This window comes from Burkholderia sp. AU39826, assembly GCF_020419965.1.
GTDB lineage: Bacteria > Pseudomonadota > Gammaproteobacteria > Burkholderiales > Burkholderiaceae > Burkholderia > Burkholderia semiarida.
In genome coordinates, this window is the sequence record NZ_JAIZQG010000002.1 from 15,929 (window position 1) to 36,415 (window position 20,487).

The 20,487-nt window shown below is 65.6% G+C and carries 18 protein-coding genes, 1 tRNA gene and 1 pseudogene; 14 read left to right on the plus strand and 6 right to left on the minus strand.

Features of this window, described 5'->3' with window-relative positions:
• Positions 1–24: 24 nt before the first annotated feature.
• The 3 genes from pheT (at position 25) to LGM42_RS05005 (ending at position 3,383) form a co-directional block, all read left to right on the plus strand.
• A complete protein-coding gene (gene pheT, locus LGM42_RS04995) occupies positions 25–2,454 on the plus strand; it encodes a phenylalanine--tRNA ligase subunit beta (protein ID WP_226231719.1) in 2,430 nt (809 codons plus the stop codon).
• A gap of 72 nt (positions 2,455–2,526) precedes the next feature.
• Entirely contained in the window at positions 2,527–2,913 is a 387-nt protein-coding gene (locus tag LGM42_RS05000) for an integration host factor subunit alpha (protein ID WP_006486093.1), read from the plus strand.
• A 56-nt stretch (positions 2,914–2,969) separates the two neighbouring features.
• On the plus strand, positions 2,970–3,383 hold the full coding sequence (locus tag LGM42_RS05005; RefSeq protein WP_226231720.1) for a MerR family transcriptional regulator: 414 nt from the start codon (positions 2,970–2,972) through the stop codon (positions 3,381–3,383).
• An 85-nt stretch (positions 3,384–3,468) separates the two neighbouring features.
• Here LGM42_RS05005 and LGM42_RS05010 read toward each other — a convergent pair whose 3' ends face one another.
• On the minus strand, positions 3,469–5,679 hold the full coding sequence (locus LGM42_RS05010) for a hypothetical protein (protein ID WP_226231721.1): 2,211 nt from the start codon (positions 5,677–5,679) through the stop codon (positions 3,469–3,471).
• A gap of 390 nt (positions 5,680–6,069) precedes the next feature.
• Here LGM42_RS05010 and LGM42_RS05015 point away from each other — a divergent pair, with 390 nt between their 5' ends.
• From LGM42_RS05015 to LGM42_RS05030, 4 genes are all read left to right on the plus strand, one after another.
• Positions 6,070–6,783, plus strand: a complete 714-nt coding sequence (locus tag LGM42_RS05015; RefSeq protein ID WP_060318247.1) for a class I SAM-dependent methyltransferase — start codon at positions 6,070–6,072, stop codon at positions 6,781–6,783.
• Positions 6,784–6,912: 129 nt separating this feature from the next.
• Positions 6,913–6,989: transfer RNA gene (locus tag LGM42_RS05020), tRNA-Pro, on the plus strand.
• Between the two features lie 140 nt (positions 6,990–7,129).
• Positions 7,130–8,338, plus strand: a complete 1,209-nt coding sequence (gene bamC / locus LGM42_RS05025; RefSeq protein WP_060318250.1) for an outer membrane protein assembly factor BamC — start codon at positions 7,130–7,132, stop codon at positions 8,336–8,338.
• A gap of 526 nt (positions 8,339–8,864) precedes the next feature.
• Complete coding sequence (locus LGM42_RS05030; protein WP_226232030.1) at positions 8,865–9,155, plus strand: putative quinol monooxygenase; 291 nt, start codon at positions 8,865–8,867, stop codon at positions 9,153–9,155.
• Positions 9,156–9,207: 52 nt separating this feature from the next.
• On the opposite strand, the gene LGM42_RS05035 is transcribed toward LGM42_RS05030, so the two are convergent.
• The 3 genes from LGM42_RS05035 to LGM42_RS05045 all read right to left on the minus strand — a co-directional run bounded on the left by LGM42_RS05035 (position 9,208) and on the right by LGM42_RS05045 (position 10,815).
• Positions 9,208–9,465: a DNA-binding protein gene (locus LGM42_RS05035; RefSeq protein WP_226231722.1), complete on the minus strand. Its 258-nt coding sequence runs from the start codon at positions 9,463–9,465 to the stop codon at positions 9,208–9,210.
• 136 nt (positions 9,466–9,601) lie between these two features.
• The gene (locus LGM42_RS05040) at positions 9,602–9,877 is read right to left on the minus strand and encodes a hypothetical protein (RefSeq protein ID WP_059575785.1); all 276 of its coding nucleotides are present in this window, start codon (positions 9,875–9,877) and stop codon (positions 9,602–9,604) included.
• Positions 9,878–10,098: 221 nt separating this feature from the next.
• Positions 10,099–10,815: a YdcF family protein gene (locus tag LGM42_RS05045; RefSeq protein WP_226232031.1), complete on the minus strand. Its 717-nt coding sequence runs from the start codon at positions 10,813–10,815 to the stop codon at positions 10,099–10,101.
• Positions 10,816–10,975: 160 nt separating this feature from the next.
• Between LGM42_RS05045 and LGM42_RS05050 the strand changes: the two genes are divergently transcribed.
• A complete protein-coding gene (locus LGM42_RS05050) occupies positions 10,976–11,293 on the plus strand; it encodes a hypothetical protein (RefSeq protein WP_059575782.1) in 318 nt (105 codons plus the stop codon).
• 197 nt (positions 11,294–11,490) lie between these two features.
• Here the strand turns inward: LGM42_RS05050 and LGM42_RS05055 are convergent, their stop codons facing one another.
• Both LGM42_RS05055 and LGM42_RS05060 read right to left on the minus strand, forming a co-directional pair.
• Entirely contained in the window at positions 11,491–11,742 is a 252-nt protein-coding gene (locus LGM42_RS05055; protein WP_060965968.1) for a hypothetical protein, read from the minus strand.
• Positions 11,743–11,943: 201 nt separating this feature from the next.
• Positions 11,944–12,339 (minus strand): annotated as a pseudogene (locus LGM42_RS05060) (transposase); the annotation flags it as partial.
• Between the two features lie 430 nt (positions 12,340–12,769).
• Between LGM42_RS05060 and LGM42_RS05065 the strand changes: the two are divergent.
• From LGM42_RS05065 to nusA, 6 genes are all read left to right on the plus strand, one after another.
• Positions 12,770–13,672: a LysR family transcriptional regulator gene (locus LGM42_RS05065; protein ID WP_060318259.1), complete on the plus strand. Its 903-nt coding sequence runs from the start codon at positions 12,770–12,772 to the stop codon at positions 13,670–13,672.
• 74 nt (positions 13,673–13,746) lie between these two features.
• Entirely contained in the window at positions 13,747–14,949 is a 1,203-nt protein-coding gene (locus tag LGM42_RS05070) for a pyridoxal phosphate-dependent aminotransferase (RefSeq protein ID WP_060965969.1), read from the plus strand.
• A gap of 272 nt (positions 14,950–15,221) precedes the next feature.
• Positions 15,222–16,259, plus strand: a complete 1,038-nt coding sequence (gene scpB / locus LGM42_RS05075; protein ID WP_060318265.1) for an SMC-Scp complex subunit ScpB — start codon at positions 15,222–15,224, stop codon at positions 16,257–16,259.
• 60 nt (positions 16,260–16,319) lie between these two features.
• Complete coding sequence (gene rluB / locus LGM42_RS05080; protein ID WP_124657946.1) at positions 16,320–18,056, plus strand: 23S rRNA pseudouridine(2605) synthase RluB; 1,737 nt, start codon at positions 16,320–16,322, stop codon at positions 18,054–18,056.
• A gap of 452 nt (positions 18,057–18,508) precedes the next feature.
• On the plus strand, positions 18,509–18,967 hold the full coding sequence (gene rimP, locus LGM42_RS05085) for a ribosome maturation factor RimP (protein ID WP_059575772.1): 459 nt from the start codon (positions 18,509–18,511) through the stop codon (positions 18,965–18,967).
• Entirely contained in the window at positions 18,967–20,442 is a 1,476-nt protein-coding gene (nusA, locus tag LGM42_RS05090) for a transcription termination factor NusA (protein ID WP_060318271.1), read from the plus strand. The genes rimP and nusA overlap by 1 nt, the downstream gene beginning before the upstream one ends.
• Positions 20,443–20,487 lie beyond the last annotated feature (45 nt).

Sequence of the window (20,487 nt, forward strand, 5' to 3'; positions counted from 1 at the left end):
AACCTGTTTCGAACGTAGACATCCATGCAATTCCCTGAATCCTGGTTGAGAACCTTTGTCGACCCGCAGCTGACGACCGACGAGCTGTCGCACGCGCTGACGATGGCGGGGCTCGAAGTCGAATCGCTGAGCAAGGCGGCGCCGCCGACGTCGAAGATCGTCGTCGGCCGCGTGCTCGAAGTCGTCAAGCATCCGGATGCGGACAAGCTCAATGTCTGCCAGGTCGACGCCGGCACCGGCGCGACGCTGAACATCGTCTGCGGCGCGCCGAACGTGGCGCCCGGCATCAAGGTGCCGGTCGCGCTGGTGGGCGCGGAACTGCCGCCGGCGGAAGAGGGTGGCAAGCCGTTCGCGATCAAGCTGTCGAAGCTGCGCGGCGTGGAGAGCCAGGGGATGCTGTGCTCGGCGCGCGAGCTGAAGCTGTCGGAAGACCACAGCGGGCTGCTGATCCTGCCGGAAGACACGCCGATCGGCCAGGACATCCGCGAAACCCTCAATCTCGACGACACGATCTTCGAAATCAAGCTGACGCCGAACAAGGCCGACTGCCTGTCGGTATTCGGCATCGCGCGCGAGGCGGCCGCGATCACCGGCGCGCCGCTGACGCCGGTCGACATCCGCCCGGTGAACGTCGAGCTCGACGAAACGCTGCCGGTGCGCATCGCCGCGCCGGATCTATGCGGCCGTTTTTCGGGCCGCGTGATCCGCGGCGTGAACGCGCGCGCGAAGACGCCGCAGTGGATGGTGGAGCGCCTCGAGCGTTCGGGCCAGCGCAGCGTGTCCGCGCTCGTCGACATTTCGAACTACGTGATGTTCGAGCTCGGCCGCCCGTCGCACGTGTTCGATCTCGACAAGATCCACGGCGGCATCGAGGTTCGCTGGGGCAAGCGCGGCGAATCGCTGAAGCTGCTCAACGGCAACACGGTCGAACTCGACGAAACGGTCGGCGTGATTGCGGACGACCGTCAGGTCGAAAGCCTGGCCGGCATCATGGGCGGCGACAGCACGGCCGTCACGCTCGATACGACCAACATCTACCTGGAAGCCGCGTTCTGGTGGCCGGACAGCATCCGCGGCCGCGCGCGCAAGTACAACTTCTCGACCGATGCGGCCCATCGCTTCGAGCGCGGCGTCGATTACGCGACGACCGTCGAACACGTCGAGCGCATCACGCAACTGATCCTCGAGATCTGCGGCGGCAAGGCCGGCCCGGTCGACGATCAGGCGGTGAACCTGCCGCAGCGCGCGCCGGTGAAGATGCGCGTGTCGCGCGCGAACCGCATCATCGGCGTGAAGATCGGCGCCGACGAGATCGCGAACATCTTCACGCGCCTCGGCCTGCCGTTCGAGCGTGAAGACGACGCGTTCCTCGTCACGCCGCCGTCGCACCGCTTCGACATCGAGATCGAGGAAGACCTGATCGAGGAAGTGGCGCGCATCTACGGCTTCGAGAAGATCCCCGCGCGGCCGCCGGTCGCGACGAGCGAAATGCGCGCGACCCACGAGACGCGGCGTTCGATCCACGACATCCGTCACGCGCTGGCCGCGCGCGACTACGCGGAAACCGTCAACTTCAGCTTCGTCGATGCGGAGTGGGAGCGCGATTTCGCGGGCAACGACAACCCGATTCGTCTGCTGAATCCGATCGCGAGCCAGCTTTCGGTGATGCGCACGACGCTGTTCGGCAGCCTGATCGCCGTGCTGCGCCACAACCTGAACCGTCGCGCCGATCGTGTGCGCGTGTTCGAGTCGGGCCGCGTGTTCGTCGCTGATCCGTCGGTGAAGGCCGGCGAGCTGGCGGTCGAGGGTCATGCGCAGCCGAAGCGCGTCGGTGCGCTTGCGTACGGTCCGGCACTCGACGAGCAGTGGGGCGTGGCGACCCGCGCGGTCGATTTCTTCGACGTGAAGGGCGATCTCGAAGCGCTGCTCGCGCCGGCGGTGGCACGCTTCGTGAAGGCCGAGCATCCGGCCCTTCATCCGGGCCGCAGCGCACGCATCGAGGTCGACGGCCGCGCGGTCGGCTGGATCGGCGAACTGCATCCGCGTCTGATGCAGAAGTACGAGCTGCCGCACGCGCCGGTGATGTTCGAGATCGACGCGGACGCGCTGATCGCACGTGCGCTGCCCGCGCCGACCGACGTGTCGAAATTCCCGCCGGTCCGTCGCGATATCGCCGTTGTCGTCGATCAGGCGGTCGAGGTACAGGCCCTTTTCGACGAAATGAAGAAGGCGCTTGCGGAAGACGCCTGCCGATTCGTTCAGAAGGTTGTACTCTTCGACGAATTTCGTGCAAAATCAAATACTTCCGGTGGCCTTGCCGCGAACGAGAAGAGCCTTGCCTTCCGCGTGACGCTGCAGGACGCGGCTGGCACGCTGCAGGACGAGGTCGTCGAGCAGGCGATCCAGACGCTGGTCGAGCGGATGGCGCATGCCGGTGCGCGTCTGCGCGGCTAAGGAGAGGGCCCGCCCGTTCACGGGCGGCTTTTTTCCATTGTAAGTTTTGATTCAACGCGCTGTATGGCAGATATGAACGACATGACCTCGAGTGAATTCGAAGCCCTCCTGACGGCGCAACGCAGCGCGATGAACCGCGACGCGTCGGCGCCGGCGTCCACCGAGACGCCGACGCTGACGAAGGCGGAACTGGCGGAGCTGTTGTTCGACAGCGTCGGGCTGAACAAGCGTGAAGCGAAGGACATGGTCGAGGCGTTTTTCGAAGTGATCCGCGACGCGCTCGAAAACGGTGAAAGCGTCAAGCTGTCGGGGTTCGGCAATTTCCAGTTGCGCGACAAGCCGCAGCGCCCGGGCCGCAATCCGAAGACGGGCGAGGCGATTCCGATCGCGGCCCGCCGGGTGGTAACCTTCCACGCGAGCCAGAAACTGAAGGCGCTGGTCGAAAACGGCGCGGAGTAACACGCGCCGGCGCCCCTGCGCGGCCCCGCGCATCCCTTACCGACGGTTAACCGACGATGACCACCACGGTTGAGAAAGTCGTTTTGCCTCCGATTCCCGCGAAGCGCTACTTCACGATCGGCGAAGTCAGCGAGCTGTGCGGGGTCAAGCCACATGTGCTGCGTTACTGGGAACAGGAATTCACTCAGTTGCGGCCGGTGAAGCGGCGCGGCAACCGGCGGTATTACCAGCATCACGAGGTGCTGCTGATCCGGCGGATTCGCGAGTTGCTGTATGAGCAGGGCTTCACGATCAACGGCGCGCGCAACCGGCTCGATTCGCCGGGCAGCGAGCGGGCCGCGGCGGAGCCGGTCGAATCCGACACGCAGGCAAACGATGCACGTGGGGCGGGCAAGCCCGGCGAAAACGTCGACGTCATTGCGTTGCGGCTTGCGTTGCTGGACGTGATCGACGGACTGAAACACGACTGAGTGCGCGCCGCGCAGGATGCGTTGGAAAGCCCGGTTGGCGATCTGCCACCGGGCTTTTTTCATGCGGGCCGTGCTTGCTTGCGGATCAGCGCGACGCAAGCGGATTCTTCTGTCCGGTGTCGACGACCAGCGTGCCGTCCGGCAGCATCCGCACCGAGCCCTGCGCGACCTGGCTGCGATAGTCGTACAGGTCGAACCGCATCGGACCGGCCTCGGCCGAATTCCGGATCAGCGCGCGCACGTTCAGTTCGAGCACGTTGAACATTTTCATGTCGCCGCCTTCCATCCACATGTAGCTTGGCGCGTCGATCTGCGGCCGCTTCGGCGCGGGCGCGCCCGCCGCGCGCCGGAACGTGAGACGCAGTCCATCGCGCTCGACGGTGGCCTGGGCCAGCTTGCCGTTCAGCACGGGCGGCGGGAACACGGTGTACTGGTCGAGCACGAGCGTGTCGCCGCGCAGTTCCGCGCCGCGTCGCCGCAACGGCGTCAGCGACGAGAGCTCGATGCCGAGCGAGCGCAGCAGCGTGGCCTGCGGGATGCCGAGCACCGACACCTGCGACGGCGTGAAGGCGAGATGCCGATCGTCGAGCACCGTCAGCGAGCCCTTCATGTCGGTCGGCAGCCAGACACCCGGTACGTGATTCCACAGCTTGATGCCGCCCTGGACGCGCAGGTTCTGGCCGTCCGCGCTCAGTTGGAGGTCGTTCAGCGAGCGCGGCGAATAGTCGAGCAGGTAGTTGTTGAACAGCGCCGACATCGCCTTCCACGACTCGACGACCGTGCCGCCGAGAATGCGGATGTCGTACTGGTTCGGGTCGTCGAGATCGACGGGTTCGCCCGGGCGCTTCGACACGAGTTCCACGTCGAGATCGTCGACATGAAAGCCGATGTCACCGGACAGGTTGAAATCGACGTTGCGCAGATGGATCGTCGGGTTGCGGTTCGATACGTACCGTTCGTTGAACGGCGTCGTCGACGTGCGTCGCATCGTGACCTTCTGCATGCCGGGCCGCATCGCGTCCGCCGCGAGCGCGGACGCTTCCCAGTGCTGGCGCACGTCGCGCAGCGCATTCTGCTGCGCGGCGAGGAAGCTGTCGTTCAGGCGTGCGGTCGCGTTGCCGAGCGCCGCGCCGCTGGCCGGGCCCGTATACGAAGGCATCCGGATCGTCATCGCGCCGCTTTCGTCGAAGTTGAAGTAGCCGGCCGATACCTGGTCGCGATAGTGATACAGGTCGAACACGAACGTCTGGTCGCGTTTCGACGGGTCGACCGGCCCGATCAGGATGTCCGCGTTCATCGGCATCGAGCGCATGAATTTCACGTCGCCGCCGCGGATGACCATCGCCTGCTGCGGCGCGTTCGCGGGCATCGCGAAGCCGGCATGCGTGCCGTCGTCGAGCTTCAGGTCGAGGCCGGCCGGCGTCACGCGCATGGCGGTGATCGTGAGTTTCAGGCGCGGCGGCGGCATCAGCTTGTCGACGGCCATCACGAGATCGTCGCCGGCGAGTTGCGCGATCGGCGTCTGCACCTTCAACAGGTCGGCCATTTTCACGTTGGCCGCGCGCATCACCGGCTGCGCGTCGAGGCCCGACACGCGTACGCCGGTCGGGTGGAACACGAGCTGGCTGCCGTCGCGGACCGCGAGCGTGCCGGTCAGCGAGAACGGTACCCAGCCGTCGCGCCGCATCTCGCCTTGCAGATGGATCACGCCGTCGCCGGCCGACACCGCGAGCTTGCGCAGCGGCGCGTTGCGATAGCCGAAGATGTAGGTGTTGAAGAGGGCGGTCAGCTTCGCGTTGTCGAGCGTGACCGTGCCTTCGTGCACGTCGATCTCGAAGCTGGTCGGATCGTCGAATACGATCGGCGCGCCGGCTTGCGTCGGCACGAGCGTGGCCGACAACTGGTGGATGAAGAAGCCGAGATTGTTGACGACGCGGAAATCGACGTCGCGCAGGAACGTCATCGCGCCGTTCTGGCCCGAGTCGCGCAGCGTGAACGGGCGCGGCTGCGTGAGGCTGATCGACGCGAGCGACGGCACGGTGCGCGCGAGCTGCCGTTCGCGCGCGAGGCGCTCGGCCTTGGCGCGTTCGATCTTCGTGGATGCGATGGATGTGTTGCTGTCGCGCTGCGCGGCGGATTCCGCGCAGCCGGCGCAGAGTAGTGCGAGCACCAGCGCGCCGTAGCCGAACAGGCGGGATGTCGTGTGCGACCGCGGGGCGGCCGTGCGTCGCCGGCCGGAAAACCAGTCGAAAATTGCCAAAGGCGAGCGATGGCCGCGCCGGACCGCATTCCGCATCGTCTGTCTCCATGTCTTGTCTTGATCGACGGCGGCGCGCCAGTGCCCGGCGCGAGCGTCGATGCCGTGCAGTGTGTCATAGCGCGCTAGAGCGGCGTCACCAAACAACCGCCGCCCCGGCGCGCCGCGCCGGCGGGCGGCCAGACAACGGATTCGCGCCGGGGGTACGGCCGGATCAAACGGTCGTTTGGTTTGTGCGGGCCGCCGGTGGCTATCGTTCGAAGCGATCCTGAAAACTCGTGGCCCGCGTTGGGCGGCACGGGTTTCGCCCGATGCAGAGGCGGCGCGGCCCCGGGCATCGACGGATACGATCGGCGACGGCGGCGGGGTAAGATCGGCATCAGTGGCGGGTTCGACATCACAACACTGCAGCCATCACGGGGAAGCGCCATGGACCTGAAGGAAGTCGACGTACTGGGTGCGGGGGTGGGCGATCACTGGTACTACGCGTCGAAGGCGAGCGCGATTCGCCGGTTCCTCGGCGCGTCAGGCACGAACCGGATACTCGACGTCGGGGCGGGCTCCGGGTTTTTCTCGAAGCATCTGCTCGAACGCACGCAGGCGACGGAAGCATGGTGTGTCGATACGAGCTATGCCGACGACAGCGACGGCGAGGCGGCCGGCAAGCCCATTCACTTTCGGCGCTCCGTCGATCGATTCGATGCCGATCTCGTGTTGCTGATGGACGTGTTAGAGCATGTGGACGACGACGTCGGACTGCTGACGCAGTATGTGCAGGGCGCGCCTTCGGGCAGCCGGTTCCTGATCACGGTGCCCGCGTTCCAGTTCCTGTGGAGCGGCCACGACGATTTCCTCGAGCACAAGCGCAGGTATACGCTCGGCGGGCTGGAGAACGTGGTCCGGCGTGCAGGGCTCGACGTCGAGCGCGGCGCCTATTATTTCGGCCTCACGTTTCCGCTCGCGGCCGCATTGCGGCTCGGCGAGCGGGCACGTTCGCATCCGCGCGAGCCCGCGTCGCAATTGCGTCGTCATCATCCGTTCGTCAACGGCTTGCTCAAGACGATCTGCCGCATCGAGTTGCCGATGTTCCGCTTCAATCGCGTTGCCGGCCTGACGGTCATCTGTGTCGCGCGCAAGCGGTGACGGCGACGGGGGCACCGCCGCAGGTCGCTTGCATGCGCGCCATCGAACCAAAAAATTTCACGGGAACATGCACAAAATGCATGCGACCCGTTCTAAACCGGGAAACTGTCTGTTATAATTTTTTTCTTTCGGGGCGTAGCGCAGCCTGGTAGCGTACCTGCATGGGGTGCAGGTGGTCGGAGGTTCAAATCCTCTCGCCCCGACCAGACAAGAACCCGCGTCAGCTCAGGCTGACGCGGGTTTTTTCTTGGCCGTCGCTTTTTTGCACATCGCAGCGCGGCCCCGGTAAAATGCAAGGTTGATCCACGGAAAGCGCCGTGATTTAGCGGAAGAGGATTCCCCGAACATGACTGATCTTCGTCTTACCATGCGGTTCGCTGCAGTGCTCGCCACCGGCGCGCTCGTCGCCGGTTGCGGTACGTCGTCGCCCACGAAAGTGGACTACAAGAGCGATTCGAAATCGAAGGAAGCGTCGCTCGCAGTGCCGCCCAACATGCTCGACGAGACGGCCGATCAGCGTTCGCTGCCGCCCCAGGGCGGCGCGACTTCCCTGTCCGCGCTCCAGCAGGTCCAGCAGGCCGCGCCTGCGCTGGACACCGTCGCGCCGGCCGTGGCCGGCATGCATATCCAGCGCGACGGCACGGAAAGCTGGCTCGTGATCGACGGCAAGCAGCCGGCCGCGATCTGGCCGCAGGTTCGCCGTTTCTGGCAGGAGCAGGGCTTCCTGCTGGTGGTCGACCAGCGCGACAAGGGCGTGATGGAAACCGACTGGAACGAAACCCATCCGCAGATCAACGACGGCCTGATCCGCAGCGTGATCTCGAAGGCGATGGGCAATTCGTACGTGACGGCCGAGCGCAACAAGTACCGCACGCGTCTCGATTCGGCGCCGAACGGCGGCACCTATGTGTTCATCAGCCAGAAGGGCATGCGCGAGGCGATCACCGGCGCGAACAACGATTCGAGCAAATGGGAACCGAAGCCGAACGATCCGGCGCTCGAGACGGAATACCTGAAGCGGTTGATGGCTGTCCTCGCGCAGAACGAGCAGCGCGCGAAGAACGGCGAGGCTCCGATCGCGAACATCAAGGACAACGTGGTACCGAAGGACAAGAAGGCGGATACCGACGCGTCGTCGAAGGCTGCCGCGGCGATTGCGGCGCAGAACGTCTCGCGCACGTCGGCGCAAGGCAGCGACGCGGCGGAAGCAGCCGTGCCGTCCGAAGTCACGCTCGGCGAGCCGTACGACCGGTCGTGGCTGCACGTCGGTCTCGCGCTCGATCGCGCGAACTTCACGGTCGACGATCGCGATCGCTCGAAGGGCCTGTATTTCGTGCGCTACGTCGACCCGAAGGATCTGAGCTCGGCCGAGCAGGGCTTCTGGAGCCAGCTGTTCCACGGCAAGAAGGAAAAGCAGGCGAAGCAGTATCGCGTCAACGTGAAGGCGCTCACGGCCGATCAGACGCGCGTCGCGGTCGTCGACGATGCGGGCGCGATCGACACGTCGTCGCCGGCTCGCCAGATCATGGGGTTGCTCGTGAATCAGCTCCGCTGATCCCGGCGTTTCCCACACCCTTGAAAAGCCCGCCGTTCGGCGGGCTTTTTTCATGGCCGCTCGCCGGCGCGGGCGCGCGTTCGGGTGGTTCGGCCCTGCCTCGTGACGTTACGTAACATCCGTCGCGTTACGACGACGGAACACGTGTCACATTGTCGCTGATATAAAAATTATCCTTATGAATCAATGGGGTGAAGGTGGATTGGATGCTTGGCACGCAACCTGCTTTATATGTTCGAATCGTTAGAGCAGGGAGGATGGCGTCAGAGTCCGGAATGCGCCGCGAGCGCCTAAACAACGGTATCGACGCCTTTCAAATGCCGTCGCGACAAGCGTCGGTCAACAGATGACGATCCGCGCCAGCGTGCGGATCTCGATGGCCCCGTCGCCTATCCTCGTAGGGCGACGGTTTCGCCCGCGCTTCTCTGAAGCGCGGGCTATTTTTTTGTGGCGTTGTCACGCCGTATCGGCGTCGCCGGCGCGCGATGCGCGTATTCTCGGACTTTTTCGGATGAGGGAGGCGGGAATGGCGGAAATCGCAGTCGTGGCGCTGATCGTGGCGAAGCCGGGCGCCGAGGAAAAACTGCGCGTCGTGCTCGAGGGAATCGTCGAACCAACCCGCAACGAAGCGGGGGCGTTGCAGTATGACCTGCACCGGGATCTGAGGGAGCCCGCGCGATTCGTATTCGTCGAGCGTTGGGAGAGCGAGGAGGCGCTGGCCGCTCATGCGCGTTCCGCGCACATTCTCGCCTATCGCGAAGCGGCCGCGGACTGGATCGAGCGTTCCGAAATCCGCGTGCTGTCGAAACTCGTCTGAGCCGGAGTGCGGCGGAGTGGGGCGACCGGACGTGTCCGGTCGCGGCGGCGCGTCAGTGTGACGCGCTGGGTACGTCGAGGATCAGGATGATCGTCCAGTCGGCGTCGCCGTCGTGGTGATACTGGCGCTCGGCAACGATGAACGGCTGCTGCTTGCCTTGCGGGCCGAGGAACAGCACGTCGCCCTCCATCGGCAGACACTCGATCGGCGGCAGCGCGAGGAGCGCGTCGTCCGAGCCGCGGGGCATCAGTTGCTTGATCTTGCGAGTGGCGGCTTCGGTCCACTCGATGTCGAGTTGAATGTTGCTCATGCTGTCCTCCGCACCGGGGTGCGCACGGGTGGAAAATTTCGGTGCGCGACTTTAGCACAGCGCGCGGGCGCCGCAACCAAAAAAGCCGAACCCGGTTGCCCGGATTCGGCTTTTCGCTGGAGCGGTGCCGCCGAACTTACTGGCTGGCAGCGTCTGCAGCCTTCGCCTTCTTGGCGGCCTTCTTCGCTGCTGCCTTGTGATGCGCAGCCTTCTTGCCGTGGTGATGCTCTTCCTGCGCCGCCGGCTGAGCCGCTTCGGCCGCTTGTTGCTGTTGCAGCGCTTGTGCGCGCTGCTCGATCTCGGCGATCTTGGCCGGATCGGTGATGGTCTGGATCTGCGTGCTCTCTTGCGCATACGCTGCGCCAGTCAGCGCCGACATCGCTACCAGGATAGCCAGGGACGTCTTCTTCATTGCTTTACCTCCGCTAAGTGGTGATGAACCCGAGTGTTGCCGTTTTGTCTGGCGACTGCAATCGAGTGCGTGTCGAGTGTAACAAAAGTGACGGATCAATGTGCACCGGATCGTCGCACGATGCAAGGCCCCGTTGAAGTCGCGCAACACTCCGCGCAGTTCGTCACGCGTCGGCCATCGAGGGTGGAGCCGCGATTTTCGCGCCGATTTTCACGATGTCGTCAAAACCAGCCGAGCCAACGATATACGTGGAATTGCGCGATCCCGACCAGTTCGTGCAACGCCTGCTCGGCGTTGGCCACGTTGCGCCAGCGCGGCAGCCAGCCCGTTTGCGCGCGTCGGCGATTCGCATAAACAGGTTGCGGATCGATGCCGAAATGGCGGAAGTCGAGCAGGGCCCGGCGCATCTGGTACGACGACGTGACGAGAATGCGCGCGTCGTCATACTGTGGGCGTAGTATAGATGCAGTGAATTTCGCGTTTTCGTAGGTTGTGCGGCTGTTCGGTTCGAGCACGAGATCGGCCGGCGCCACGCCTTGCGCGACAAGCTGGCGCCCGTAGACGGCCGCCTCGGTGTCGCCGTGATGCTGCGGGTCGCCGCCCGACATCACCACGGTACAGCGTTCGGCCTGTTGCCGGCACGTGCGATAGAGCGCCGCAACCGTGCGGATGCGCGCGACGCCATCGGGCGGCGGCTGCAATCCGGTGTCGGTGCGGCGCGTGCCGGCGCCGATCAGGATGAGCGTGGTTCGCCCGCGCATGTTGGGATGTTCGACCGGCGTGACGCCGGCCTCGGTCCAGGCGATCAGCGGCGCCGCAAGCCAGCCCGTCGCCAGCAGCCAGAACAGCGCGACGGCGGCGATCGAAATGGTTCTACGCTGCTTGCGGCAGAGCATGAAACCGATGAAGAGAAGTACAAATGAATCGAACAGAATCAATTTGATTGGGGTATGGTGTCTTTTTATGGAGGACTGACGATCTGGCCCTGACGCGACGCCGGAGAACGTCGGCCTCCAGAATCGGTGGCGGTTGGGGCGGGCGGAGACCCCGCCCGGCGCGCCGCTTCGCATTGTCGCTGCACTTTAAGAAAGAATCGAGATGGCCACGTATTCCAACGAAGCGGTGCTCGACGCATTGAGACGAGTGCAGTACCGCCAGGTACCGTGGGCACGCCGCCCGGGCGTGTTCGAGTATCTCCGTTCGCTCGGGCTGATGGACACGGTCCGGCAGAAGACCGTTGCCCCCGCACCGGGCTTCCATGCACCGGTCGACATTGCCGTACTGACCGATAGCGGTCGAGCCGAATTCTCGCGCCTCGAGCGCGAAGAGAAATTACTTTCCTGGACGGATCGCCGCATGGACGACTACGCGTTGAGCGAAGCGAGCGCCGTGGCGATTCTCGAAAGCCGTCTGTAGCGGTATTCCATCCCGCCCCATGCATCGCCGCGCGAGCCGGCGACGCAAAAAAAGCCCGTATCGCGAAGATACGGGCGTACCGGATACTTTTGCTGCTGCCACGCTGTGCTCATGGCAACGATGTTGACCCGCCGCATGCGGCGCAGTTCCCGGATGCGGACATTTTCTTTCGCGAAATCTCGAAATCGGCAGGACGTCTACGGATGGCGTGGCACGCCGGGCGACTGAGAGCCGATGCGCGCCCGCGCGTTGCTGGCGATGTCGCCGCGCAAGTCGCCGCGCGGCACGGTTTGCCGACTGGACGGGTTGGCGGACGGCGGCTGGCGGAGGGTATTGCGGTGATCCTGCTGGCGATGGGGCGGTTTCACGCGATCGTCGGCATGGGCCGGAGCGGCGAGCGCCACGGAAACGACAATGCCGCATGCAACGAGCAGTGACATTGTTTTCATGGCGGGGCTCCCTTCAAGCCGTCCGTGCGGCCTGTTGATATGTCGCTAAGGTAAGCGTGGGAGTGCAGGCTTGCTGTAAATATTGGTAAATAGATGTTTCGCGGCACGACAACGGTAATCGACTGCAATGCATGCGGCGCAACAAGATCGCGTCGCAGAAAGAAACCGGGCGGCCGAAGCCGCCCGATCGAGCATTCGTTACGCCATCTTGACGGGCGCGCGCCAGGATTCCGGATTGGTCCAGAAGGCGCCGCGCAGCCGGTCGCGGCTCGGCGGCGCGGGTGGCTTCGCCGCGCTTGCGCCGATGCGTCCACGCAGCGAAATCTGCCGGCCGCTCGTGCCCAGTCGCTTCACGATTTCGGCGAGCGTACCGTCCGCCTGCCATTCGTCGAAGCGGCGGCGGCAGGTCGGCGGGGACGGATAGCGGCCCGGCAGTTTGGACCAGCCTTCGCCCGTCGACAGCACCCACAGCACGGCGTTGACCACCGAACGAGCCTCCACGCGAGGACGGCCGCGCCGCTCACTCCGTGCGGGTTCCGAGCAAAACAGACCCTCGACCAGCGCCCATTCGTTATCTCTCAAATCGTCGAACAGCATCATGTCCTCACCTCAGCGAAGCTAACTCCGGTGCGCTGCCCTGCGCCGCGCACTCTTCAAGCACTCGATCGTCGAGTGCCGGGTGGGGGCGTCCGGTTGGCCGGCAGCGGTGTTTCTGCTCTTCCGTCCGACGAAACCTGCACCCTGTGCGCAAGGTAATGCACGAAGCGTGCCATGTCGGAGGTGAATCCCTCGAGAGCCGCTTGGCAGCGAGCTAACGGCTAAGTCAGCTAGGGGCGTATAAGACGCCAAAATAACCCGTGAGCAAATCGGGACAATCACCAATCTTGTGCAATTCGCCCATGTCACGTGCGTTTGCGAACGTATTGCACCGCAGCGAAACATGGGCGAGGGACGCCGGATTCGTCACCGAAGCCGGTTTCGCGCATTAAAATCGCGCATCGATATCGACGATTGATGAGGTCAGGGGATGAACGTTACGCTGCGCCAGCTTCGCGTGTTCATCGAAGTCGCGCGGCTCAAGAGCTTCAGCCGGGCGGGTGACGAGATCGGGCTCACGCAGTCCGCGGTCAGCCGCTGCGTGCGCGAGCTCGAGGCCGAACTCGGGCTGAAGCTGATCGACCGCACGACGCGGGACGTGCAACTGACCGACGTCGGGGCGAATCTGATCGCGAGCGTGTCGCGCCTGCTCGACGATCTCGACGATACGCTGCGCGAGATCCGCGAGATCGGCGAGCAGCGCCGCGGGCGCGTGATCGTCGCGGCAAGCCCGACGATCGCATGCAGGCTGATGCCGCGCGTGGTGGCGTCGTGCGAGCGGCAGTTCCCGTTCGTGACGCTCGGCCTGCGCGACGACGTACAGAGCGACGTGTTGCGCAAGGTGAAGTCGAGCGAAGTCGATTTCGGCGTCGTGATCGGGCCGCTGACGGTCGCCGATCTCGTCTGCGAACCGTTGATGACCGATTCGTTCTGCCTTGTCGCGCGCGCCGACCATCCGCTCGCGGCGCGGTCCGAGGTGCCGTGGGCGGCGCTGGACGGCGAGCGCCTCGTGCTGCTCGACCATGCGTCGGGCAGCCGGCCGCTGATCGATGCGGCGCTGGCCACGCATCGCGTCAACGCGACGGTCATGCAGGAACTCGGGCATTCGGCGACCGTGTTCGGGCTGGTCGAGGCCGGTGTCGGCGTGAGCGTGCAGCCATGGCTGTCGCTGCCGCTGCCCGCCGGCTCGACGCTCGTCGCGCGGCCGCTCACGCCGCGCACCGAACGCACCGTCGAGCTCGTGCGCCGCCGCGACCGGTCGTTGTCGCCCGCCGCGCAGGCGATCTGGGAGCTCGTGCGGCAAATGCCGGCGCGGGCCGAGGACCTCGATTGATGCGCATCGCGTGAGCCGGCCCGGCTTGCCGGCCGGTACACTACGTGGATCGTGTTCGTTGGCGGTGGTTCTCGATGACGCATTCCGCAGGTTTTTTCCCGGTGAACGATGAGCCTGCGGCGCGCGCCGCGGTGCACGCGCTGCGCCCGTCGCTGATCCGCGAAGTCGCGAACGCCGGCTTCGGCGTGCCGGACGTGCTGCCGTTCTGGTTCGGCGAATCCGATCGCGTGACGCCGGATTTCATCCGTGACGCCGCAGCGGCGGCGCTGCGCGAGGGCGCGACCTTCTACACGCACAATCTCGGCACGGCGCCGCTGCGCGACGCGATCGCGGCCTATGTCAGCGCGCGTCACGGCGCGACGGCGGCCGGCACGGTCGCCGTGACGAGCTCGGGCGTGAATGCGCTGATGCTGGCTGCGCAGATGCTCGTCGGGCCGGGCGAGCGTGTCGTCGCGGTCACGCCGTTGTGGCCGAATCTCGTCGAGATTCCGAAGATTCTCGGCGCGCGGGTCGACTGCGTGCCGCTCGATTACGGCGACGCGGGCTGGCAGCTCGACGTCGGCCGGTTGCTCGCGGCGCTGACGCCCGATACGCGGATGCTGTTGATCAATTCGCCGAACAACCCGACCGGCTGGACGATGTCGCGCGACGATCAGCAGGCCGTGCTCGCCCATTGCCGTCGTCACGGCATCTGGCTGGTCGCCGACGAGGTGTACGAGCGGCTTGCATTCGGCGAGGGCGGTGCGCCGTCGTTCCTCGATATCGCGTCGCGCGACGAGCGCGTCGTGGTCGTGAATTCCTTCTCGAAGGCATGGGCGATGACGGGCTGGCGGCTCGGATGGCTGGTTGCGCCGACGTCGGTGATGGGCGAGCTGTCGAAGCTCGTCGAATACAACACGTCGTGTGCGCCGGGTTTCGTGCAGGCCGCGGCCGTGGTCGCGTTGCGCGACGGCGAGCCGTTCGTGCGGTCGTTCGTCTCGGCGCTGCGCGACGCGCGCGACCATCTGGTCGCCGCGCTGCGGACACTGCCGGGCGTCGAGGTGCCGCCGCCATCGGGCGCGATGTACCTGTTCCTGCGGCTGCCGGGCGCGGCCGACAGCCTGGCGTTCTGCACGACGCTGGTGCGCGAGGCAGGGCTCGGCCTTGCGCCCGGGCGCGCGTTCGGCCCCGAGGGGGAGGGGTTCGTGCGCTGGTGCTATGCGTGCGATCCGGCGCGACTCGACGCGGGCGTGGAGCGGCTGCGCCGGTTCCTGGCGCGCGGCGCCGGCGCTCGCTGAAGCGGGGCCGGAGCGGGCATGCGGCCCGGGCGGCGGCCTGTTCCGCTCATCTTTACGCACCGGGCAATTTTGCGTAATATGGCGTTCAGTCACGCGGTTCCGTCGTTGAGCCGTGCTGTTCCGTCCGGTTTGGGCCTGGCCTGAAGTTGGTTCGCCGCCCCCGGTTCGTGCTCCCATCAATATGACCGATCAGAATCGGGCGAGCGCGTCTTCCGTTCCTTTCGTCTGTTTGTTGATCCGGTTCGTTTGACCACAGGGTCTGGCCTAGCTGCATGAATACCCAAGAGGCGAAGATCGTCCTCGAGACTGCTTTGATCTGTGCGCAGGAGCCGCTGAAGCTCGGCGATTTGCGCAAGCTCTTTGCCGACGGCGTGTCGGCTGACACGGTCCGCACGTTGCTCGAAGATCTGAAACAGGATTGGTCCGGTCGCGGTGTCGAACTGGTGGCGCTGGCGACCGGGTGGCGCTTTCAGAGCAAGCCGGCGATGCGTCATTATCTCGATCGCCTGCATCCCGAGAAGCCACCGAAATATTCGCGCGCGGTACTCGAAACGCTCGCGATCATCGCGTACCGGCAGCCCGTCACGCGCGGCGACATCGAAGAGATTCGCGGCGTCACGGTCAATACGCAGGTGGTCAAGCAACTCGAGGATCGCGGCTGGATCGAGGTGATCGGTCATCGCGACGTGCCGGGGCGTCCGGCGCTGTATGCGACGACCAAGCAATTCCTCGACGATCTCGGCCTGAAGGCGCTCGACGACCTGCCGGCGCTCGAAGAGCCGGCCGCGAACATCGAGGCCGCGCTGCTCGCGCAGCAGGCCATGGATTTCGACGGCGACGTGCCGGTGACCGACGAGGCTGCGGCCGACGTGCCGCAGGCTCAGGCGGATGACGTGCCCGCCGGCGAGTCGGCCGAGGTGCCGGGCGATGCCGTGGCCGACGTCGCGTCGACGCAGGAATTCCCGAGTCGCGATACGCTCGATGCTGATCGTGGGCACGCGGAACAGACGGAACAGGTCGGCGCCGAAGCCGTGTCGACCGATGTGCAGCCCGAGCCGCAGCGTGCGGATTCGAGCGAGGAAGATCGCAAGCCGGCCGCCGAAGCGGCTGCCGGAGACGGAGCGGAAGCGGCCGGCGACATGCCCGGCGAGGCCGATCGGGCCGACGCCCCCCGCTCTCGTCCTGCGGACGACGAGACGCTGGACGACACGTCCGACAGTCTCGCGGATGCCGTACGAAGCGCCAGTGCGCCCATCGGCGCCGACGCGCTGCCGGACGACGAAGCAGAACCCGAACAGCGTCGCGCCTGATCGCGGCCAACTTCTTGCCGCGCCCGCGCCGGGCGCGAGACCTGACATTTTGAGGTTGTTTTGACAGATATCCACGATATTGAATCGTCCGCGCCTGCCGTGCAGGCAGCGCGTGCCGACGATGCGCCGGAGCAGGATGCTTCGGCCGCGGGTGGCGACGAGCGTCCCCGCCGCGGTCTGCGGCGCGGTCCGCGCAGCCTGATCGCGCGGCGTCGCGCGGCGGCCAAGTCGAAGGGCGCCGAAGGCGAGCAGCAGGGCGCCGAGGGCGCGGATGCGCAGCCGGCCGAGGCTGCCGATGCGCAGCCGGCGCGTGCGCCGCGCAAGGAAGGCGCGGCCAAGGGCACTCGCAAGCCGGCCGGCAAGCGCGAAGGCGCGGCCAAGGGCGGCCAGGGCCGTCGCGGGGCATCGAAGGCAGAAGGTGGCTCGGCGAAACCCGTTGAAGGCGATGCGTCCCAGGACGAACTGTTTGCGTACGTGACGTCGCCCGCCTTCGATGCGGACAACTCCGCGGGCGGTAGCGGCGTCCGTGCGCCGATGCTGCGCCGCGGGCGCAACCAGCCGGCGAACAAGCGCGTGCTGTCGCCGGACGACGACGCGCCGAAGCTCCACAAGGTGCTGGCGGAAGCAGGCATGGGTTCGCGCCGCGAAATGGAAGAGCTGATCGTCGCCGGCCGCGTGTCGGTGAACGGCGAGCCCGCGCACATCGGCCAGCGGATCATGCCGACCGACCAGGTGCGGATCAACGGCAAGCCGGTCAAGCGCAAGCTGCCGAACAAGCCGCCGCGCGTGCTGCTGTATCACAAGCCGACCGGCGAAATCGTCAGCCACGCGGATCCGGAAGGCCGTCCGTCGGTGTTCGACCGCCTGCCGCCGATGAAGACGGCGAAATGGCTTGCGGTGGGGCGCCTCGACTTCAATACCGAAGGTCTGCTGATGCTGACGACTTCCGGCGACCTCGCGAACCGCTTCATGCATCCGCGTTACAGCGTCGAGCGTGAGTATGCGGTGCGCGTCGTCGGCGAGCTGTCCGAAGGCATGCGGCAGAAGTTGCTGCACGGCGTCGAGCTCGACGACGGTCCGGCGAATTTCCTGCGGATCCGCGATGGCGGCGGCGAAGGCACGAATCATTGGTATCACGTCGCGCTGGCCGAAGGCCGCAATCGCGAAGTGCGCCGGATGTTCGAGGCGGTCGGCCTGATGGTGAGCCGGCTGATCCGTACGCGTCACGGCCCGATTCCGCTGCCGCGCGGCTTGAAGCGTGGCCGTTGGGAAGAGCTCGACGACGCGCAGGTGCGCAAGCTGATGGCGACCGTCGGCCTGAAGGCGCCGTCCGAGGAGAAGGGCAAGCGCGGCGCTGCCGGTCCGGCCGAGCGTCGCCAGCCCGATCCGATGCAGACGTCGATGGGCTTCATCAGCCGCGAGCCGGTGCTGACGACGCACGGGCAACTCGACCAGCCGCGTCGCGGCGGTGGCCGGCGCGGCGGCCCGGGGTTGCCGGGTCTGAGCGGCTACGGCAGCCTGCCGGTTGCGCCGTCGGGCTACGGCAATCGCACGGGCGGCGGCCGCGACGGCAACCGCATGGGGCGCGACGGCAACCGCGCCGGCGGCGGTCGCGATGTCGACGGCAATCGCGCGTCGTATGGCGCAGGTCCCAAGCGCGATGGCGCGGGCGGCAAGCGCGGCGGTGGCAAGGGCGGCGGCAATCGCAATCCGGGCGGCAATCGTGCCGACGGCGCAGGCAACGGCGGCCCGCGCGGCGGCCAGCGTCCGCAGCGCAGCCGCACGCGCAGCCGTTAAGTCGCTGTTGATTGGCGTCGTACGGCGGCGTAAAGCCGCCGGCTCGTCGGTCTGGCCGGCATCCGGCCGGTTGTGTCGACGCGACGCATTGTATTGACGGGGTTCGGCTGCATCGATGTCGCGTGCCGCGACAACGGCGATCACCGGTACGGCAGGGTGATATCGGTCGATCGGGCAGCCCGATTTCGCATTTTCGGTCCGTAAAGGCAGCCGACGCGCTGCTTTTACCGGCTGGCTTGGCGTTTGCGCCAAAAATCGCTATAATCGCGGAGTCGCTGGGCGTACGGATTCAATGTGCGGCTCAGGTGCGACCACCAGTAAGAAGATGGGCGTTCCGCCCATTTTTTTTTGCTGAAACGGTTAGGCATCTCGGGTAGCGCTTCCTGCGCCGGCTAAGGCGCGCGCCCGCGGGTGAATCGCGAGCGGCGGGCGCGAACACCTGAGAGGACACTGTGCAACTGACGGAACTGATAGAAACCACGGTCACCGGGCTCGGCTACGAGCTGGTGGATCTCGAGCGCACCGGGCGCGGCATGCTTTGCATCTATATCGATCAGCCTGCCGGCATCTCGCTCGAAGATTGCGAAAAGGTCACACGTCAGCTCCAGCACGTCTTGACGGTCGAAAACATCGATTACGAACGGCTCGAAGTCTCGTCCCCGGGGCTCGACCGCCCGTTGAAGAAGCTGGCCGACTTCGAGCGCTTCGCCGGCAGCGAAGCTTCCGTGACCTTGAAAAAGCCGCTGGACGGGCGCAAGACGTACCGGGGCATTCTGCACGCGCCGAATGGCGAAACGATCGGTTTGGAATTTGAGGGGAAGAAGGGCGAGGCAGCCATGCTGGATTTCACGCTGGCCGATATCGACAAAGCCCGCCTGATTCCGCAAGTTGACTTTAGGAGCCGCAAATAATGAGTCGCGAAGTGTTGATGCTGGTGGATGCGCTGGCGCGCGAGAAAAACGTCGACAAGGATGTGGTGCTGGGCGCCCTCGAGGCCGCGCTCGCTTCCGCTTCCAAGAAGCTGTTCGACGAAGGCGCCGAAATCCGCGTCCATATCGATCGCGAAAGCGGCGAGCACGAAACCTTCCGTCGCTGGCTCGTCGTGCCCGACGAGGCAGGCTTGCAGGAGCCGGATCGAGAGATCCTGCTGTTCGAGGCACGTGAGCAGAATCCCGACGTCGAAGTCGGCGAGTATGTCGAGGAACCCGTTCCGTCCATCGAATTCGGTCGCATCGGTGCGCAGGCCGCGAAGCAGGTGATCCTGCAGAAGGTGCGCGACGCCGAGCGCGAGCAGATCCTGAACGACTACCTCGAGCGCGGCGAAAAGATCATGACCGGCACGGTGAAGCGCCTCGACAAGGGCAACTTCATCGTCGAATCGGGCCGGGTCGAGGCGCTGCTGCGCCGCGATCAACTGATCCCGAAGGAAAACCTGCGCGTGGGCGACCGCGTGCGTGCGTATATCGCGAAGGTCGACCGCACCGCGCGCGGCCCGCAGATCGAACTGTCGCGCACGGCGCCCGAATTCCTGATGAAGCTGTTCGAGATGGAAGTGCCGGAAATCGAGCAGGGGCTGCTCGAGATCAAGGCGGCTGCCCGCGACCCGGGCGTGCGCGCGAAGATCGGCGTCATCGCCTACGACAAGCGGATCGATCCGATCGGCACCTGCGTCGGCATCCGCGGCTCTCGCGTGCAGGCCGTACGCAACGAGCTCGGTGGCGAAAACATCGACATCGTGCTATGGTCGGAGGATCCCGCCCAGTTCGTGATCGGCGCGCTCGCGCCGGCAGCCGTCCAGTCGATCGTCGTCGATGAAGAAAAGCATTCGATGGACGTCGTCGTCGACGAGAACGAACTGGCTGTCGCGATCGGCCGCAGCGGTCAGAACGTTCGCCTTGCCGGCGAGCTCACCGGCTGGCAGATCAACATCATGACGCCGGACGAATCCGCCCTGAAGCAGGGCGAAGAACGCGACCGGCTGCGTGCGCTGTTCATGGCGCGTCTCGACGTCGACGAAGAAGTTGCCGACATCCTGATCGACGAAGGCTTCACGAGCCTCGAAGAGATCGCGTACGTGCCGCTCAACGAAATGCTCGAAATCGAAGCGTTCGACGAGGACACCGTGCACGAACTGCGCAACCGCGCACGCGACGCGCTGTTGACGATGGCCATCGCGAACGAAGAAAAGGTCGAGAACGCGGCGCTGGATCTCAAGAGCCTCGACGGCGTCACGCCGGAGCTGCTCGCGAAGCTGGCCGAACATGGCGTGCAGACGCGCGACGATCTCGCAGAGCTGGCAGTGGATGAACTGGTCGACATGACCGGGATGGAAGAGGATGCCGCTAAGGCGTTGATCATGAAAGCACGTGAACACTGGTTCCAGTGAGAAATGACCATGGCGCACTGATTTGATGGCGGCCGTATGGCCTGA

Excerpts from the sequence above, each read along its gene's own strand:
- pheT (WP_226231719.1), top strand. The coding sequence starts at position 25 with ATGCAATTCCCTGAATCCTGGTTGAGAACCTTTGTCGACCCGCAGCTG.
- LGM42_RS05000 (WP_006486093.1), top strand. The coding sequence starts at position 2,527 with ATGAACGACATGACCTCGAGTGAATTCGAAGCCCTCCTGACGGCGCAA.
- LGM42_RS05005 (WP_226231720.1), top strand. The coding sequence starts at position 2,970 with ATGACCACCACGGTTGAGAAAGTCGTTTTGCCTCCGATTCCCGCGAAG.
- LGM42_RS05010 (WP_226231721.1), bottom strand. The coding sequence starts at position 5,679 with ATGCGGAATGCGGTCCGGCGCGGCCATCGCTCGCCTTTGGCAATTTTC.
- LGM42_RS05015 (WP_060318247.1), top strand. The coding sequence starts at position 6,070 with ATGGACCTGAAGGAAGTCGACGTACTGGGTGCGGGGGTGGGCGATCAC.
- bamC (WP_060318250.1), top strand. The coding sequence starts at position 7,130 with ATGACTGATCTTCGTCTTACCATGCGGTTCGCTGCAGTGCTCGCCACC.
- LGM42_RS05030 (WP_226232030.1), top strand. The coding sequence starts at position 8,865 with ATGGCGGAAATCGCAGTCGTGGCGCTGATCGTGGCGAAGCCGGGCGCC.
- LGM42_RS05035 (WP_226231722.1), bottom strand. The coding sequence starts at position 9,465 with ATGAGCAACATTCAACTCGACATCGAGTGGACCGAAGCCGCCACTCGC.
- LGM42_RS05040 (WP_059575785.1), bottom strand. The coding sequence starts at position 9,877 with ATGAAGAAGACGTCCCTGGCTATCCTGGTAGCGATGTCGGCGCTGACT.
- LGM42_RS05050 (WP_059575782.1), top strand. The coding sequence starts at position 10,976 with ATGGCCACGTATTCCAACGAAGCGGTGCTCGACGCATTGAGACGAGTG.
- LGM42_RS05055 (WP_060965968.1), bottom strand. The coding sequence starts at position 11,742 with ATGAAAACAATGTCACTGCTCGTTGCATGCGGCATTGTCGTTTCCGTG.
- LGM42_RS05065 (WP_060318259.1), top strand. The coding sequence starts at position 12,770 with ATGAACGTTACGCTGCGCCAGCTTCGCGTGTTCATCGAAGTCGCGCGG.
- LGM42_RS05070 (WP_060965969.1), top strand. The coding sequence starts at position 13,747 with ATGACGCATTCCGCAGGTTTTTTCCCGGTGAACGATGAGCCTGCGGCG.
- scpB (WP_060318265.1), top strand. The coding sequence starts at position 15,222 with ATGAATACCCAAGAGGCGAAGATCGTCCTCGAGACTGCTTTGATCTGT.
- nusA (WP_060318271.1), top strand. The coding sequence starts at position 18,967 with ATGAGTCGCGAAGTGTTGATGCTGGTGGATGCGCTGGCGCGCGAGAAA.